The sequence below is a fragment of the Alkalilimnicola sp. S0819 genome (assembly GCF_009295635.1).
In the GTDB taxonomy this organism is placed as follows: domain Bacteria; phylum Pseudomonadota; class Gammaproteobacteria; order Nitrococcales; family WHIW01; genus S0819.
In genome coordinates this window covers 129,150-144,857 of the sequence record NZ_WHIW01000003.1, presented here as the reverse complement: position 1 = coordinate 144,857, position 15,708 = coordinate 129,150, and the positions used below count along the sequence as shown (strand labels likewise).

15 protein-coding genes and 1 pseudogene are annotated in these 15,708 nt (G+C 65.9%); 4 read left to right on the top strand and 12 right to left on the bottom strand.

Annotated features, from left to right (window positions below):
* The first annotated feature begins 109 nt into the window (after positions 1-109).
* The 3 genes and pseudogenes from purB to GBG68_RS14705 form a co-directional block, all read left to right on the top strand.
* Positions 110-1,477, top strand: a complete 1,368-nt coding sequence (gene purB / locus GBG68_RS03670) for an adenylosuccinate lyase (RefSeq protein ID WP_152145256.1) — start codon at positions 110-112, stop codon at positions 1,475-1,477.
* Between the two features lie 10 nt (positions 1,478-1,487).
* Positions 1,488-1,985: a hypothetical protein gene (locus GBG68_RS03665; RefSeq protein ID WP_152145254.1), complete on the top strand. Its 498-nt coding sequence runs from the start codon at positions 1,488-1,490 to the stop codon at positions 1,983-1,985.
* Positions 1,982-2,209: pseudogene (locus GBG68_RS14705) on the top strand (hypothetical protein); the annotation flags it as partial. The gene GBG68_RS03665 and the pseudogene GBG68_RS14705, both read left to right, overlap by 4 nt.
* A 533-nt stretch (positions 2,210-2,742) precedes the next feature.
* Here the strand turns inward: GBG68_RS14705 and nudF are convergent.
* Genes nudF through cysM form a run of 4 tightly spaced genes read right to left on the bottom strand, consistent with a single transcriptional unit; the run spans position 2,743 to position 6,447 of the window.
* Positions 2,743-3,390 (bottom strand): ADP-ribose diphosphatase, encoded by a 648-nt coding sequence (gene nudF, locus GBG68_RS03660; RefSeq protein WP_152145252.1) that lies wholly within the window; start codon positions 3,388-3,390, stop codon positions 2,743-2,745.
* 26 nt (positions 3,391-3,416) lie between these two features.
* Entirely contained in the window at positions 3,417-4,748 is a 1,332-nt protein-coding gene (gene rlmD / locus GBG68_RS03655) for a 23S rRNA (uracil(1939)-C(5))-methyltransferase RlmD (RefSeq protein WP_152145250.1), read from the bottom strand.
* The gene (locus tag GBG68_RS03650) at positions 4,745-5,533 is read right to left on the bottom strand and encodes a 3'-5' exonuclease (RefSeq protein ID WP_152145248.1); all 789 of its coding nucleotides are present in this window, start codon (positions 5,531-5,533) and stop codon (positions 4,745-4,747) included. The genes rlmD and GBG68_RS03650 overlap by 4 nt, the downstream gene beginning before the upstream one ends.
* A 23-nt stretch (positions 5,534-5,556) precedes the next feature.
* Positions 5,557-6,447, bottom strand: coding sequence for a cysteine synthase CysM (cysM, locus tag GBG68_RS03645; RefSeq protein ID WP_152145246.1), 891 nt, complete (start codon positions 6,445-6,447; stop codon positions 5,557-5,559).
* A gap of 105 nt (positions 6,448-6,552) precedes the next feature.
* Here cysM and GBG68_RS03640 point away from each other — a divergent pair, with 105 nt between their 5' ends.
* A complete protein-coding gene (locus GBG68_RS03640) occupies positions 6,553-9,222 on the top strand; it encodes an ATP-binding protein (RefSeq protein WP_152145244.1) in 2,670 nt (889 codons plus the stop codon).
* A gap of 9 nt (positions 9,223-9,231) precedes the next feature.
* On the opposite strand, the gene acpS is transcribed toward GBG68_RS03640, so the two are convergent.
* The 8 genes from acpS to lepA are packed head-to-tail and all read right to left on the bottom strand — an operon-like array spanning position 9,232 to position 15,652.
* The gene (acpS, locus tag GBG68_RS03635) at positions 9,232-9,612 is read right to left on the bottom strand and encodes a holo-ACP synthase (protein WP_152145242.1); all 381 of its coding nucleotides are present in this window, start codon (positions 9,610-9,612) and stop codon (positions 9,232-9,234) included.
* The gene (pdxJ, locus tag GBG68_RS03630) at positions 9,609-10,346 is read right to left on the bottom strand and encodes a pyridoxine 5'-phosphate synthase (RefSeq protein ID WP_152145240.1); all 738 of its coding nucleotides are present in this window, start codon (positions 10,344-10,346) and stop codon (positions 9,609-9,611) included. Before pdxJ ends, acpS begins: the two co-directional genes overlap by 4 nt.
* Positions 10,347-10,355: 9 nt before the next feature.
* On the bottom strand, positions 10,356-11,069 hold the full coding sequence (recO, locus tag GBG68_RS03625) for a DNA repair protein RecO (RefSeq protein WP_152145238.1): 714 nt from the start codon (positions 11,067-11,069) through the stop codon (positions 10,356-10,358).
* 9 nt (positions 11,070-11,078) lie between these two features.
* Positions 11,079-12,002 carry a GTPase Era gene (gene era / locus GBG68_RS03620; RefSeq protein ID WP_152145235.1) on the bottom strand — a complete coding sequence of 308 codons (924 nt, stop codon included), beginning with the start codon at positions 12,000-12,002 and terminating at the stop codon, positions 11,079-11,081.
* Entirely contained in the window at positions 11,999-12,679 is a 681-nt protein-coding gene (gene rnc / locus GBG68_RS03615; protein ID WP_152145232.1) for a ribonuclease III, read from the bottom strand. Before rnc ends, era begins: the two co-directional genes overlap by 4 nt.
* Before the next feature lie 11 nt (positions 12,680-12,690).
* On the bottom strand, positions 12,691-13,077 hold the full coding sequence (locus GBG68_RS03610; RefSeq protein WP_152145230.1) for a DUF4845 domain-containing protein: 387 nt from the start codon (positions 13,075-13,077) through the stop codon (positions 12,691-12,693).
* A complete protein-coding gene (gene lepB, locus GBG68_RS03605) occupies positions 13,064-13,843 on the bottom strand; it encodes a signal peptidase I (protein WP_152145228.1) in 780 nt (259 codons plus the stop codon). Before lepB ends, GBG68_RS03610 begins: the two co-directional genes overlap by 14 nt.
* A gap of 15 nt (positions 13,844-13,858) precedes the next feature.
* Positions 13,859-15,652, bottom strand: coding sequence for a translation elongation factor 4 (gene lepA, locus GBG68_RS03600; RefSeq protein ID WP_152145226.1), 1,794 nt, complete (start codon positions 15,650-15,652; stop codon positions 13,859-13,861).
* Positions 15,653-15,708: the final 56 nt, after the last annotated feature.

The window sequence follows — 15,708 nt, the reverse complement described above, 5'->3', positions numbered from 1 at the left end:
TTCATCCTGACCCAACCGTATCAGGAAAATGTAGCGCATATCCTTTACAATCCGCGCCGTTGCGCCCCTTGCGCGTACTCCATACGCCCATGCTCTAGAGGAACACACCATGGATCTGACCCGGCTTACCGCCATCGCACCCGTAGACGGCCGTTATGGCGACAAGGCCGCGGCCCTGCAGCCGATCTTCAGCGAGTACGGCCTGATTCGCTTCCGCACCGAGGTGGAAGTGCGTTGGCTGCAGGCTCTGGCCGCCGAGCCGCGGATCAGCGAGCTGCCGGCCCTGTCCGCGGAGGCCGATGCGCATCTGGAGCGGATCCTGGCGGAGTTCGACGTGGCTGCCGCCGAGCGGGTGAAGACCATCGAGCGCACCACCAACCATGACGTGAAGGCGGTGGAGTACTTCCTCAAACAGCGTCTGGCGGAATCCGAGGAGCTCAAGGCTCATGTGGAATTCGTGCATTTCGCCTGCACCTCGGAAGACATCAACAACCTCTCCCACGGCCTGATGCTGAAAAGCGCCCGGGACCAGGTGCTGTTGCCGTTGATCGACGAACTCATCGACAGCCTGCGCGCCATGGCCCATGAGCAGGCCGAGCAGCCCATGCTCTCGCGCACCCACGGCCAGCCCGCCTCCCCCACCACCCTGGGCAAGGAAATCGCCAACGTGGTCTACCGCCTGCAACGCCAGCGCGCCCAGATCGCCGCGGTGCCGATCTTCGGCAAGATCAACGGCGCGGTGGGCAACTTCAATGCGCACCTGAGCGCCTACCCGGAGCTGGATTGGCCGGCGCTGGGTCAGCGCTTCGTCGAGAGCCTGGGCCTGGACTCGAACCCCTACACCACCCAGATCGAGCCCCATGACTACATCGCCGAGCTGTTCGATGCCTTCGCGCGGCTGAACACCGTGCTCATCGATTTCGCCCGGGATGTGTGGGGCTATATCTCGGTGGGCTACTTCAAGCAGCGGGTGGTGGCCGGCGAAGTGGGCAGCTCCACCATGCCCCACAAGGTCAATCCCATCGACTTCGAGAACGCCGAGGGCAATCTGGGCATCGCCAACGCGCTGCTGGAGCATCTGGCCCGCAAGCTGCCCATCAGCCGCTGGCAGCGGGATCTCACCGATTCCACCGTACTGCGCAATCTGGGCGTGGGCCTCGCCCATGTGGTGATCTCCCTGCAAGCCCTGCAAAAGGGCATCGGCAAACTGGATGTGAACGCCGAGCGACTGCACGCCGACCTGGACGCGAACTGGGAAGTGCTGGCTGAGCCCATTCAGACGGTGATGCGCCGCTATGGCATGGAGGGTGCCTACGAGAAGCTCAAGGAGCTGACCCGGGGCAAGCGCCTGGACCAGGCCGGGCTGGAGCGCTTCGTGGACAGCCTGGAGCTGCCGGAGGCCGTGCGCGGGGAACTCAAGGCCCTGCGGCCCTGGGGCTATGTGGGCAATGCGGCGGAGCGCGCCAAAGCGGTCTAGACTGCAGGGCATGAGCGACATCCAGACCGACCAAGGTCCGCGGCGCCTGGACAGCCTGGGCGCCCTGCGCGAGGCCACCGATGAACTGCTGCAAGGGGCGCGGCTGAGCGTGGACCTGCTCAGCCGCGACCTGGAGCCCGCCCTGCTCGACCGCGAACCGGTACGCCAGGCCCTGCGAGATCTGTGCACCGGCTCGCGCCGGGCGCAGGTGCGCATCCTGCTCCAGGACAGCACCCGAGCGATCAAGGAAGGCCACAGCCTGGTGGAATTGGCCCGGCGGCTGAGCAGCTTCATGGAAATCCGTCTGCTCGGCCCGGAGCACCAGGCAGTCAACGATGCGCTGCTGATCGTGGACCGGCGCGGCTACATCCGCCGTGAGAGCGGCGACCGGCCCGAGGGGATTGCCGAGCGGGACTCACCCGCGCGCGCCGTGGAGCTCGGCGAGGAGTTCCAGCGCTACTGGGATGCCAGCGTCGCCGACCCGAACCTGCGACGGCTGCACCTGTGAAACACCTCCCCGCCCTGCTGCTCTGCCTGCTTCTCGCCCCGGCCTTCGCCGAGGAAAGCCGCATCAGCCACCTGACGCTGAACTACCACAGCGCCGAGGAGATCCTGCCCCTGCTGCGACCCCATCTGGACGGGACCACCCAACTCAGCGGCCGGGGCCACAGCCTGATACTGCAGGGCGCGCCCGACACGCTGGCGCGTCTGGAAGCGCTGGTGGCGGAACTGGATACCGCCCCCACCAGCCTGCGCATCAGCCTGCGCCGCGGCGAGGCTGGGCACAGGCAGAACCGCGGTTTCAAGGCCCGCGGGCATATCCACTCCCACGAGGGGGCCAGTGGGCAGGTGCGGATCTACCGCGACACCCAGGCCAGCAGCGCTACCACCACGCAAAGCGTGCGGGGGCTGGATGGGCGCCCGGTGCGCATCGCCCAGGCCATCAGCCTGCCGGTGCGCGAGCGCACGGTGCTGGTGGGCCGGCACGGCACGGGTGTGGATGAGCGGGTGCATTACCTGGAGCTGCGCGATGGCTTTCACGCCCTGCCCCGCCTGCAGGGCAGTCGTGTCCGGGTGGACATTCTGGTACAGCAGCAGAGCCCGCGCCCCGGGGGGGCGCCGAGGGCATGGAATTGCTCAGCAGCGTCTCGGGGGAGCTGGGGGAATGGCTGCCGCTCGGTGCCTGGGAGGCCACCGAGAGCCACCGTAACGGCCACCGGCGCCTGTCCACCCGGCAAGCCTCCGAGCGCCAGCAGCGCTGGTGGTTACGGGTCGAGCGGCTGCCCGAATAGGGCCTCGGTGGCATCCGCCTCAGCCGCGCCCCACTGCCGGCGTACCCGATCCCGGTTCAAGGCCAGCCATTGCAGGGCGAGAATGGGCATGGCGGCGTTGATGCCGCCGCTCTCGATCATCGCCAGGGCCTCGTCCAGCGGCAGCACGTGAACCTGAATATCCTCGTCCTCTTCCGGCAGGCCGTATACCCCGCCCACACCTTTCGCATCCACCCGGCCCACGAACAGGGCCGTGCGCTCGCTGGTGCCGCCAGGGCTGACCAGATAATCGAACAGCGGAATCAGCTCCTGCACGGTACAACCGGCCTCTTCCTGCGCCTCTCGCCGCGCCACGTCTTCCGCGCTCTCTCCGGGCTCGATCATGCCGGCGACCACTTCCAGCAACCACGGCCCCAGGGGAGCGTCCACCGCCCCCACCCGGAATTGTTCGGTGAGCACCACCAGGTCCCGCTCCGGGTCATACAGCAATACCCCCGCCGAGTGCCCGCGCTCGAATACCTCGCGGTGAAACTCGCCGCTCATGCCGCCCTCGAACAGCGCATGGCGCAGCGTGTAACGATCGACCCGGAAAAACCCCTGAAACACGGGTTCGCGCTGGATGATCTGAAAACGACGGGACATGAACGCCTCCTTTGGCTCGCGCTTTTTCAACGCTCGAACAGAGCAATGCTCTCCACATGCGCCGTGTGGGGGAACATGTCCATCACGCCGGCGGCACGCAGCTGGTAGCCGAATTCCTTCACCAGCAGGCCCGCGTCCCGGGCCAGGGTCGCCGGGCCGCAGGACACGTAGACGATGCGCTCGGCGCCCAGCTTCGCGATATGGGGGATCATCTCCAGCGCGCCGCTGCGCGGCGGATCCAGCAACACCCGATCGTAGTCGCCCTTGAGCCAGGCGGCGTCGGTCTGATCGTGCATCAGGTTCGCCACGTGGTAGTCCACGTTGCTCAAACCATTGTGCGCCGCGTTCTCCCGGGCCCGGGCCACCAGTTCCTCGGCCCCCTCCACCCCGGTGACCTGCCCTGCCACACGGGCGAGCGGCATGGTGAAATTGCCCAGCCCGCAGAACAGGTCCAGCACCCGCGAGTCGGCGCTGGGTGCGAGCAGTTCCAGGGCCCGCGCGATCATCCGCTGATTGATGTGCTGATTCACCTGGGTGAAGTCGGAGGGGCGAAAGCGCACTTCCACATCGTAGTCGGGGATGCGGTAGTACAGCGATTCCGGCTCGGCGGGCCACACCGGGGCGATGCTGCTCTCATTGCCCGGCTGCTGGTAGATACGGAAACCATGGGCCTGGCCGAATTCGCTCAGCCGCTGCAGATCCGCCTCGGTGAACGGCTCCAGATTGCGAAATACCAGCGCCACGGCGTTGTCGGCCACGGCCACCTCGATCTGCGGCACCGCCCGGTACACGCTCAGCCCGCCGATCAGTTCCGCCAGCGCCGGCAGGCACTCCCCGACCCGGGGGTCCAGCACATGGCAGATGGACAGATCCGCCACGTAGGGGCTGTGCTTTTCCCGAAAGCCCACCAGCACCCGATCCCCCTTGCCGGCCACGTACCTGGCCGCCAACCGGGCTTTGCCCCGATAGCCCCACACCGGGCCGGTGAGCGGTGCCAACACGCGCTCGGGCTCCACGCCGCCGATCTGCCGGAACTGCTCCAGCAGCACCGATTGTTTGAAGGCGATCTGGTCCTCGGGGGTGAGCTGCTGCAGGCTACAGCCGCCGCACAGGCCGAAGTGCGGGCAGCGGGGCTCTATGCGATCGGGGGCGGCCTCCAGCACCTCCAGCAGCTTGCCGTCGGCCACGCCGCGGCGGCGCTTGGTGTATTGGAACATCACCCGCTCGCCGGCCAACGCCCCATGGATGAACACCGGCTTGCCGTCCACATGGGCCAGTCCCCGGCCTTCGTGGCTGAGCTTCTCGGTGAGCGCCTCCACCGGTTCCTGGGGCAGACGGTTACGACGGCGGCGGCTCATGCGTCCACTCCGCTCTGCCAGGTCTTGAGGAAGGTGTCCAGATGCGGCTTGCCCTCGGCGCGCAGGCTGTCGCGCACCCGCTCGCATTCGAGCTCATAGCCCGTCGCGTCCAGCGTGCCGCGCATGAGCTGGAAGCGCAGATACAACAGATAGGTATTCAATACATCGGTCTCGCAGTAATCCCGAATCCGGCCGATCTCGCCGGCCTGGAAGGCCTCCCAGACCTTGCCGCCGCTCATGCCCATCTTGCCGGGAAAGCCGCACAGGCTGGCGAGCTGGTCCAGGGGCGCGGCGGCACGGCCGTTGAAACAGGCCAGCACGTCCATCAGGTCGGTGTGGCGGTCGTGGAAACGGTTCTGATAATTGTTGAAGCGGAATTCCCGATCGCCGTCCCCGTTTTCCCAGTAACGCGGTGCGCTGATGCCGTGGTGCAACGCCCGGTAATGGAGCACCGGCAGATCGAAGCCGCTGCCGTTCCAGGACACCAGGGTGGGTGTGTAGCGCTCCACGCCGTCGAAGAAGCGTTCGATCAGGGAGGCCTCCGCCTCCTCCGGTTCACCCAGGGACCAGACCTTGAAGCGCTCGCCCATGCGCGCGGCGATGGATATGGCCACCACCCGGTGCAGGTGCAGGCGCAGAAAGTCGGAGCCGCCGCTTTGCTGGCGGCGCAGGGCAAACATGGCTTCCGCCGCCGCGTTGTCATCCAGCGCCTCGTCCAGGCCGTACAGGCGCCGCCCGCCGGCCACATCGGGCACGGTTTCTATATCGAAGACAAAGATATTCATAGTGTTGTCGGGCGCACCCGAGCTCAGCCCGGGAACACACCGGTGCTCAGGTAACGATCGCCCCGGTCGCAGACGATGCTGACGATGGTGGCGTTCTCCAGCTCTTCCGACAGGTGCAGGGCCACGGCGGCGGCGCCGCCGGAGGACACTCCGGCGAAGACCCCCTCCCGCGCGGCCAGCAAGCGGGTGTGCTCCTCGGCGGTGGCCTGATCCACCTCCAGTACCTGATCGATGCGCGAGGCCTCGTAGATCTTCGGCAGATAGGCCTCGGGCCAGCGCCGTATGCCGGGGATACTGGCCCCGTCCGCCGGCTGCACGCCGACGATTTGTATATCCGGATTCTGCTCCTTCAGATACTGTGACACCCCCATGATGGTGCCGGTGGTGCCCATGGAGCTGACGAAATGGGTAATCCGACCGCCGGTCTGGCGCCAAAGCTCCGGGCCGGTGCCATCGTAATGAGCGCGCGGGTTGTCGGGGTTGGCGAACTGGTCCAGCACCCGTCCCTCGCCCCTGCCCTGCATCTCCAGGGCCAGATCCCGGGCCTGCTCCATCCCGCCGCTTTGCGGCACCAGGAGCAGTTCGGCGCCGTAGGCCTTCATCGCCGCGCGGCGTTCCTCGCTCATGTTGTCGGGCATGATCAGGACCATGCGGTAGCCGCGTATGGCGGCCGCCATGGCAAGCGCGATTCCGGTATTGCCGCTGGTAGCTTCGATCAGGGTATCGCCGGGGCGGATCTCGCCGCGCTCCTCGGCGTGCTTGATCATGCCCAGCGCCGGTCTATCCTTGACGGATCCGGCCGGATTATTGCCTTCGAGCTTCAGCAACACGTCATTGGGCCGGTGCTGGCCCAATCGTTGCAGGCGAACCAGTGGCGTATTGCCCACGAAATCTTCTATGGTTGGGTACTTCATGGGCGCAGTTTAAGCAAAACCGGACAGGGACAGAAGGCGGGTTTCCACACCGCGCGCTTCGGGGGACAGGGATTGTATTGGGGTATCCGAAAACATCTGGCCGTATTGGCGCTGCTGCCGGGGCTGCTGGCGGCCCTTTTGGCGCTGGGGTATCTGCTTGGGCCGCAGCTGCAGGAGCTGCGTGTGGAGAGCCTGGAGCGTACCCGCGCGCTGGCGGGCTCGCTGGCCGCTGATGCCGCGACACATCTGAACCGCGAGCCGGAGGGTGGTTGGGAGCAGGACTGGCGTGCGCGGGCCAGCCGCATGGCGGAGATACAAACGCTGGGCCTTTATCGCCCCGACGGCCGTCGGCTGGCCGAGTGGGATGCGAGAACCGGCGAGTCCGGCTGGCGCCAACGCCTGGCCACCTGGGCGCTGCCGAAGAACTATCGTACGATCAGCCTCTCCGTCACCCGACCGCCTGAAGCGGTGTTCGACCCGGTTTCCGACCGCTTGAGCCGGGTCCGTCTTGCCCGGCTCAGCCTCACCCTGAATGCCGAGGATATCGCCGGGCCTTACGTGAACCTGCTGTTGCTCGCCCTTGCCTCCGTCGCCGTGGTGATAGGCATGAGCGGGATTTTAGCCATGTTGGTGGACGCGCTCATCGACCAGGTGCTCGACGATATACGCCGGGCGGTGCTGAGGCTGGGACGCGGCCAGTTCGACACGCCGCTGCGGCTGCGCTCATCCGGCCGGCTGGGGGAGCTGGAGCAGGCGATCAACGACAGCACCAAAGCCATGAGCGGGCGACGCCAGCTGTTGCAACAGCAAGTGGAGCGCACCACGCGGGAGCTACGCAATACCCTGCAGGCGGTGGAGACCCAGAACGAGGAGCTGGATCAGGCGCGCAAGCGCGCCTTGGAGGCGAGCCAGGTGAAATCCGAATTCCTGGCCAACATGAGCCACGAGATCCGTACCCCCATCAACGGCATTCTCGGTTTCGCCGATCTGCTGCGCCACACCAGCCTGGACGACGAACAGAGCGACCACGTTCACACCATCAAGCAGTCCTGCGCGAATCTGCTGGCCATCGTCAACGACATACTGGATTTCTCCAAGATCGAGGCAGGCAAGCTGGTCATCGACAACGTGGCCTTCGATCTGCGCGATTGCGTGGAGGAAGTCCTCTCCCTGCTGGCCCCTACCGCCTACGGCAAAAGCCTGGAGCTGCTGCACCTGATCTATGCCGATGTGCCGTTGAAGCTCTACGGTGACCCCATACGCGTGCGCCAGATCCTCACCAATCTGGTGCACAACGCCATCAAGTTCACCCCCGCCGGGCGCGTGGTGGTACGGGTCATGCTGGAGGAGGATGGCAGGGAAGACAGTCTGCTGCGAATCGCCGTCACAGACACCGGCATCGGCCTGAACGACAGCGATCAGGCAAAGCTCTTCCGGGCCTTCAGCCAGGCTGACACCTCCATCACCCGGCGCTTCGGCGGCGCCGGGCTGGGGCTGATCATCTCCCGCAAGCTGGTGGAGCACATGGGCGGCGAAATTCACCTGGAGAGCAGGCCGGGGCAGGGCTCCACCTTCTGGTTTACGCTACGCTGCCTGAAGCAACGAAAGCCCGAGCAGGATACCGAGTCCGGCGCGGACAACCCGCTGACGGGCAAGCGCGTGCTGCTGCTCGATGAGGAGCCCTTGTCCCGACTGGCCCTGCGTCATGTGCTCGAAGGCTGGGACATGCAGGTCCACGAGCAGGTCGACTGGCATCAATTCGCCGTGCGCCTGGCGAGCGGCAATTGGGACCTGGCCCTGCTCGGCCTGCGGCGCAGCGATCTGAACAACCGCATGCTGCGCGGCATACTGGATCGCGACGAAAATCTACGCACCCCCCTGGTGGTACTCGCCAGTACCGTGGACCGCCAAGAGCTGCGCGGCCTCTACCAGCAGGGCGCGCGCGCCGCCCTGACCAAGGCCACCCGCCGCCAGACCCTCTATCGGGAGCTGTGCCGGCTCAGTGGCGCCCAACCGCCGGAGCCGGCCCATAGCCCAATCCCCCCCCTGCCCGCGCCCCGCCGTTACGATCGGCTTCGGGTGCTGGTGGTGGACGATAACGAGATCAATCGACGCCTGGTGTCCAGTGTGCTGGGGCTGCATGGCGTTCGGGCAATGCAGGCAGCGGATGGCGAGACCGCCGTGGCCATCGCCCGCGAGCAGCCTTTCGATCTGATCTTCATGGATCTGCACATGCCCGGCATGAGCGGCGAGGAAGCGAGCCGTGCCATCACGCGCCTTGGCGACAACCGTCCGCGCATTATCGCCCTGACCGCCAATGTGTTGTTGGGTGATGGCGCCGATCTGCAGCGCTACGGCATCGAGCGATGCTTGGTGAAACCGGTCAGCGAGGACCAAATCATTGCCGTACTGGACACCGTAGCACCCCCGGTGGTGCTGGCCGGCGGTAAGCCACCGGCACGCCCCCACGGGGACAGCACCCGGCGTCGCGACCTGTTGGCGGAGTTGCGTGGCATGTTGTTGGCCGAGCTGGACGAACACAGGCGGGATATCCAATCAGCCTATCGAGCCGGTCGTCTGGAAGAGCTGAGGCAACGGGTGCACAAGCTGAACGGTGCGGCCAGCGTTTGCCGACTGGAGGGCCTCAAGGGCGCCTGTCAGGAGCTGGAGGCCAGCCTTCTGCGGGGAGACCGGGTGGTGGTGCCGGGAGGCGTGGAACGCCTGCTGGATGAAATGCGCGCCTTCGCCAGCGCCCGCAAGGCGGCCACGGGGTAAACCCGCGGCTCAGCTCTCCAGCACGACAAAGGCGACCGCGTAGTCTTGTTCGTCGCTAATGCTCAGATGGCAGCGGCGCCCGCCCAGGGCCTGCAAGCGCCGCGCCGCCGCCCCGTGCAGGCGCAACAGGGGTTTTCCCAGGGCATCGTGGCTCACCTCCAGGTCCTTGAAGGTCACTCCGGCCGCAATTCCCGTGCCCAGCGCCTTGGCGGCCGCCTCCTTGGCCGCCAGGCGCCTGGCGAGCACGGCCTCTGGGCGCGGGCTGCGTCGGTAGCCGGCCAGTTCCGCCTCGGTGAGGATGCGCAGGGCGAAACGCTCACCGTGGCGCGCCTGTATCCTCGCCAGGCGCGCCACCCGAACGATGTCCGTTCCCAGCCCGACAATGCTCACCGCCGCGCGTCCAGCATCAGCCGCTTCATTTCCCGCACCGCCTCAGGCAGGCCGCTGTACACGGCCCGGGCGATGATGCTGTGGCCGATGTTGAGCTCGTGGATATCCGCCATGGCGGCGACCGGCTGCACATTGTGATAATGCAGGCCGTGGCCGGCATTCACCCGCAGCCCCAGCGAGACGCCATGGGCCACCGCCGCCTCTATGCGCCGCAGCTCAGCGCCTGCCCGGGCCTCATCGCTGGCCTCCGCATAACACCCGGTGTGGATTTCCACCACCGGCGCGCCGGCCTCCCGGGCGGCATCCAGCTGAACCGGATCCGGGTCTACGAACAGCGATACCCGCACGCCCGCCGCCGCCAGCCGTTCGCAGGCCTCGCGCAGTCGCGGGATCTGCGAGGCCACATCCAGACCGCCCTCGGTGGTCAGCTCCTCGCGCCGTTCCGGCACCAGGCAACAATCCTGGGGACGCAAGCGTTCGGCAATGGCGAGCATCTCCTCGGTAACGGCTATTTCCAGGTTCATGCGGGTCTGCAGCAAATCCCGCAGCAAGGCTACGTCCCGATCCTGAATATGCCGGCGATCCTCCCGCAGATGCAGGGTGATGCCGTCGGCGCCGGCCTGTTCGGCCAGCAGCGCCGCCTGCACCGGGCAGGGATAGGTCGTGCCCCGCGCCTGACGCAGAGTGGCCACGTGATCGATGTTCACGCCCAGGGCAATACTGTGCTGTGGCATGCCTGTCTCCTACTTGCGTTTGCCGGCGAACTGCCGGTACAACTCTCGACTCTTCAGCGGTCGCTCGCCCAGGTAGGGCCGCAGCAACCGCCGCATGGTTCGTGTCAGCGCGCCCAGCTCGGGCGCGAGCGGGTCCTCCCGCGCCAGGGCCAGCAAGGCCCCTCCCGGCACGCTGTCCGGGGCCGGGGCGCCCAGGGGCACCGGCCCGCGTTCAGCCTCGTAACGGTAATGCCCGTGCTCACGCAACGGTTCACCGGCCAGATCGTGATCGAGCAATAAGCCATAGCCCAGCTCATCCAGCAGCCGTTTCTCGAAAACGCGCAACACACCGGCCTCCGGCGCATCGCTTCGAAGGGCTTTCAGCGCGGCGCCATAGGCCGAGAACAGGCCCTCATGGGGGTCCTCACGGCGCAGCAGGCGCATGAGCAATTCGTTCAGGTACAAGCCACTCACCAGGCGCGTGCCACTGAGCGGCCGATGCGCCTCGGCGCCCTCGACATCGGTGAGGGTGTGCAGCTCCCCCCTGCCCTGCCAGGACAGGCGCAGCAAGCCGAAAGGCTGCAGCAGGCCGGCGCGGCGGCTGCGCGGGCCCCGCACCCCGCGGGCGATCAGCCCGACCCGGCCATGATCCCGGCTGTAGATCTCCAGCAGCGCGCTGGTTTCACGGTAGGGCCGCTGATGCAGCAGATAGGCGCTCTGCAGACTGACGCGTTGTGGCGTCATGGGGGCGACTCAACTCTCGTCGTAGCCCAGGGAGCGCAGCGCCCGTTCGTCGTCCGTCCAGCCAGCGCGCAGCTTGACCCAGAGATTGAGATAGACCCGGGTCTGCAACAGCTGCTCGATCTGCAACCGCGCCGCCTGTCCCACCTGCTTGAGGCGATCCCCCTGCTTGCCGATGATGATGGCCTTCTGGCCAGGGCGCTCCACCCAGATCACCGCGCCGATGCGCACCAGCTTGTCGCTTTCCTCGTAGGCCTCGATCTCCACCGTGGTGGCGTAGGGGATTTCCTGCCCCAGTTGGCGCATGAGCTGCTCGCGCACCAGTTCGGCCACCAGAAAGCGGTTGCTGCGGTCGGTGATCTGGTCCTCGGGGAACAGCGGCTGGCTCGTCAGCGGCAGGCGCGAACGGATCTCCTCCTCCAGGGCCGGCAGGTTCTCGCCGCGAGTCGCGGACACCGGCACCACGGCGGCGAACTTCGCCTTTTCACTGAGCGCCTGCAGATGCGGCAGCAGACGGGCCTTGTCGGCAATGCGGTCCACCTTGTTGACGGCGAGGATCACCGGGACGTTCACCCGTCGCAGCCGGTCCAGCACCAGCTCGTCCTCTTCCCGCCACTGCAGGCCCTCCACCAGGAACACCACCACGTCCACATCATCCAGGCTGGAATCGGCGGCGCGGTTGAGGTAGCGGTTCATCGCTCGGGAACCGCCCCGGTGTAGGCCCGGGGTGTCCACGTAGATGATTTGCTGATCGGCCGTACTGTGCACGCCGAGGATACGGTGGCGGGTGGTCTGCGGTCGGCGCGAGACGATGCTGATCTTCTGCCCCAGCAGACGGTTCAGCAGGGTCGACTTTCCCACATTGGGGCGCCCTACAAGCGCAGCAAAACCGCAGGGAATTTCGTTACCTGCGCTGGAATCCTGCTCGTTGGTCAAGATTTTCCCTTGAGTAGTTGTAGCATGTGTTCGGCGGCGGCCTGCTCGGCCTTGCGCCGGCTTCCCGAACGCCCTTCGCCGTAAAAATCGTGACCCTGCAGGCGGCAGGCCACCCGGAAGCTTTGCTCGTGGGCCTTGCCGGTGATCTGCAGAAGCTCGTACTCCGGCAGCGGCTTGCCCCCCGCCTGCAGGTATTCCTGCAGGCGGGTCTTGGGGTCTTTCAAGCTCTCCACGTCCGGCAGATCCGCCAGCCGTGCCGCGTACAGCCGGTGCAGGAGCGCCACCGCCGCCTCGAAGCCGCCGTCCAGGTACACCGCGCCGACGATGGCCTCCACCGCGTCGGCGAGGATGGATTCGCGTCGGTGGCCGCCGCTTTTCAGCTCACCGCCGCCCAGCCGCATCCACTCCCCCAGTCCCAGATCCCGGGAGATCAGCGCCAGGCTGCCGCGGTTGACCAGATTCGCTCGCAGGCGGCTCAGCTCCCCTTCGTTGCACCGGGGGCGCAGCCGGAACAGCGCCTCGGCGATCACGAAATTCAGCAGGCCATCGCCTAGAAACTCCAGGCGTTCGTTGTTGGCACCGCCCATGCTGCGATGGGTCAGCGCCGCCTGCAACAGCTCCGGCTGTTGAAAGCGATAGCCGAGGCGCTCTTGCAGTTTGTCGGTATCCGGACTCAAGGGCCGCCGGCTCAGCGCGGGATCAGCGCTGTCTTGCGGAAGCGGGCCACCGCGTCCAGGTTACCCACCAGCTTCACCCGGTCCTCGTACTCGATGGTCACCTGCAGCCCGCCGGTAACCTGCTCGAAGACGATATCGTCCCGCTCCACGGCGTCAATGTCATTGATCTGCAGGCGCTTGCGGATGGTATCCAGCACCCGGGCACGGTCGGCGGCGCTGTATTGGCGATCGTTCTCCACCGCTTGGAGTATGCTGCCCACGGCCTGGGCGTTCAGGTACACCGGAACCAACCGCATGGCGATCAGCGCGGAAAAGGCGATGAAGATGAAGACCAGCAGCCAGCCGATCAGGGTCATACCCGCCTGGCGGCGGGGAAAGGGCTTGTTATTCGATTGCATTGCCTAACCTGTCCCAGTTGATGCCATTGCTTTCGGGGTTCCAGCTCAGCCAGATGAAAAAGGCCTTGCCGACGATGTTTTCCTCGGGCACAAAGCCCCAGTAGCGGCTGTCGCTGCTGCGATCCCGATTATCCCCCATGACGAAGTACGCGCCTTCGGGAACGGTGAGCTCCAGCACGCCCCGCCGGGAGCCATTATGGATCAGAATCTCCCGGCTCTCACCACCCTGGCGCTCCAGGCGCAGTTGGGCACCGGGTTCGGCCTCGGGGCCGTAATACGGCCCGAGCAGGCGCTGGGGCAACGCCTGGCCGTTGATGATCAATTGCTTGTCGCGGTACACCAGATGGTCCCCGGGCACGGCCACCACCCGCTTGATGTAATCCTGAGACGGATCTTCGGGGTAGCGGAAGACGATCACATCGCCCCGAGCCGGCTCGCCGAAATCGACCAGCTCCTTGTGCCAGACTGGAAAGCGCAGCCCGTAGCTGAACTTGTTCACCAGGATGAAATCACCGTTGTACAGGGTGGGTATCATGGAGCCGGAAGGAATGCGAAAGGGCTCGACGATGAACGACCGTACCACCAGCACCGCAAGGATCACCGGGAACAGCGAACGCGGCAGGTCGATCCACCAGGGGGGCTGCTGCTCGCTGGGTACGGGTTCGCCGGCGCGCTTCAGGCGATGGACCCGCAGCTTGTCCCAGCCCCAGACCACGCCGGTGAGCAGGGTCAATGCCAGCAGCAGAAACTCGAAATCAAAGTGCATCGATGGGGTTCCGTATTACTTGTTATCCACCTGCAGAACCGCCAGGAAGGCGGCCTGAGGAATCTCCACCCGACCCACCTGCTTCATGCGTTTCTTGCCGGCCTTCTGTTTTTCCAGCAGTTTGCGCTTGCGGCTTATGTCACCACCGTAACACTTCGCTGTCACGTTCTTGCGCAACGCCTTGACCGTGGAGCGGGCGATCACGTGGGCGCCGATGCTCGCCTGGATGGCCACTTCGAACTGCTGGCGGGGAATCAGCTCCTTCAGCCGCTCGGTCAGATCCCGGCCCCGGCCCTGAGCATGGTCCCGGTGCACGATGACCGCCAGGGCATCCACCCGCTCGCCATTGATCAATACGTCCAGGCGCACCAGGCTGGCGGTCTGAAAGCGGCGGAATTCGTAATCGAAGGAGGCGAAGCCCTTGCTGGCGGATTTCAAACGGTCGAAGAAATCCAGCACCACTTCGCTCATGGGCATTTCGTAGACCAGCGAGACCTGGTTGCCCACGAACTGCATGTCCTTCTGCACACCGCGTTTTTCCACGCACAAGGAGATGACGTTGCCGACGAACTCCTGGGGCACCAGGATGTTCGCGGTGATGATGGGCTCTCGGAATTCCTCGATCTGGCCCACATCGGGCAGATCCGAGGGGTTGGAGATGGCGAGCGTTTCGCCCTGCTTGGTCACCACCTCGTGGACCACGGTGGGTGCGGTGGTGATCAGGTCCAGATTGTATTCCCGCTCCAGACGCTCCTGGACAATCTCCATGTGGAGCATGCCGAGGAAGCCGCAACGAAAGCCGAAGCCCAGCGCGCCGGAGGTCTCGGGTTCGTAATGCAGGGCCGCGTCGTTCAGGCGCAGCTTCTGCAGCGCGTCGCGGAAGTCCTCGTAATCGTCGGCGTCGACCGGGAACATGCCCGCGAAGACCCGAGGCTGCACCAGCTTGAAGCCGGGAATGGGCGCATCCGCCGGTTGGTGCGCGCGGGTAAGGGTATCGCCCACCGGCGCCCCGTCGATATCCTTGATGCCGGCCACCACGAAGCCCACCTGGCCGGTGCGCAGCTCCGCCCCAGGGGTGCGTTTGGGTGTAAAGGTGCCCAGCTGATCCACCTGGAACTCACGCCCGGTGGACATGACGCGTATCTTGTCGCCCTTCCTCAGGCTGCCGTCGACGATTCGCACCAGGGAGACCACTCCCAGGTAGTTGTCGAACCAGGAATCGATGATCAGCGCCTTGAGCGGCGCGTCCGGCTGGCCCTCCGGGGGCGGTATGGTGGCGACGATGGATTCCAGCAGGTCCTCCACCCCGAGGCCGGTCTTGGCGCTGATTCGCAGCGCGTCCTCGGCGTCCAGGCCGATGATTTCCTCGATCTGCTGGATCACCCGCTCGGGTTCGGCCGAGGGCAGGTCGATCTTGTTCAGCACCGGCAGGATCTCCAGCCCCTGCTCCACCGCCGTGTAGCAGTTGGCCACACTCTGAGCTTCCACGCCCTGGGCGGCGTCCACCACCAGCAGGGCGCCTTCGCAGGCTTTCAGCGAGCGCGAGACTTCGTAGGAGAAGTCCACATGGCCTGGGGTGTCGATAATATTGAGCTGGTAGGTCTGCCCGTCGCGCGCCTTGTAGTCCAGGCTCACGCTCTGGGCCTTGATGGTGATACCACGCTCGCGCTCCAGGTCCATGGAGTCCATCACCTGCTCGACCATCTCGCGATCCGTCAGCCCGCCGCAGAGCTGGATGAAGCGGTCGGCCAGCGTGGATTTGCCGTGGTCGATGTGCGCGATGATTGAAAAATTGCGGATGTTCTGCATGCTCGCCCCGGGCCGGATATGGCCGCTGTGCCGAAAAAAACGCGCCCGCCCCGGGG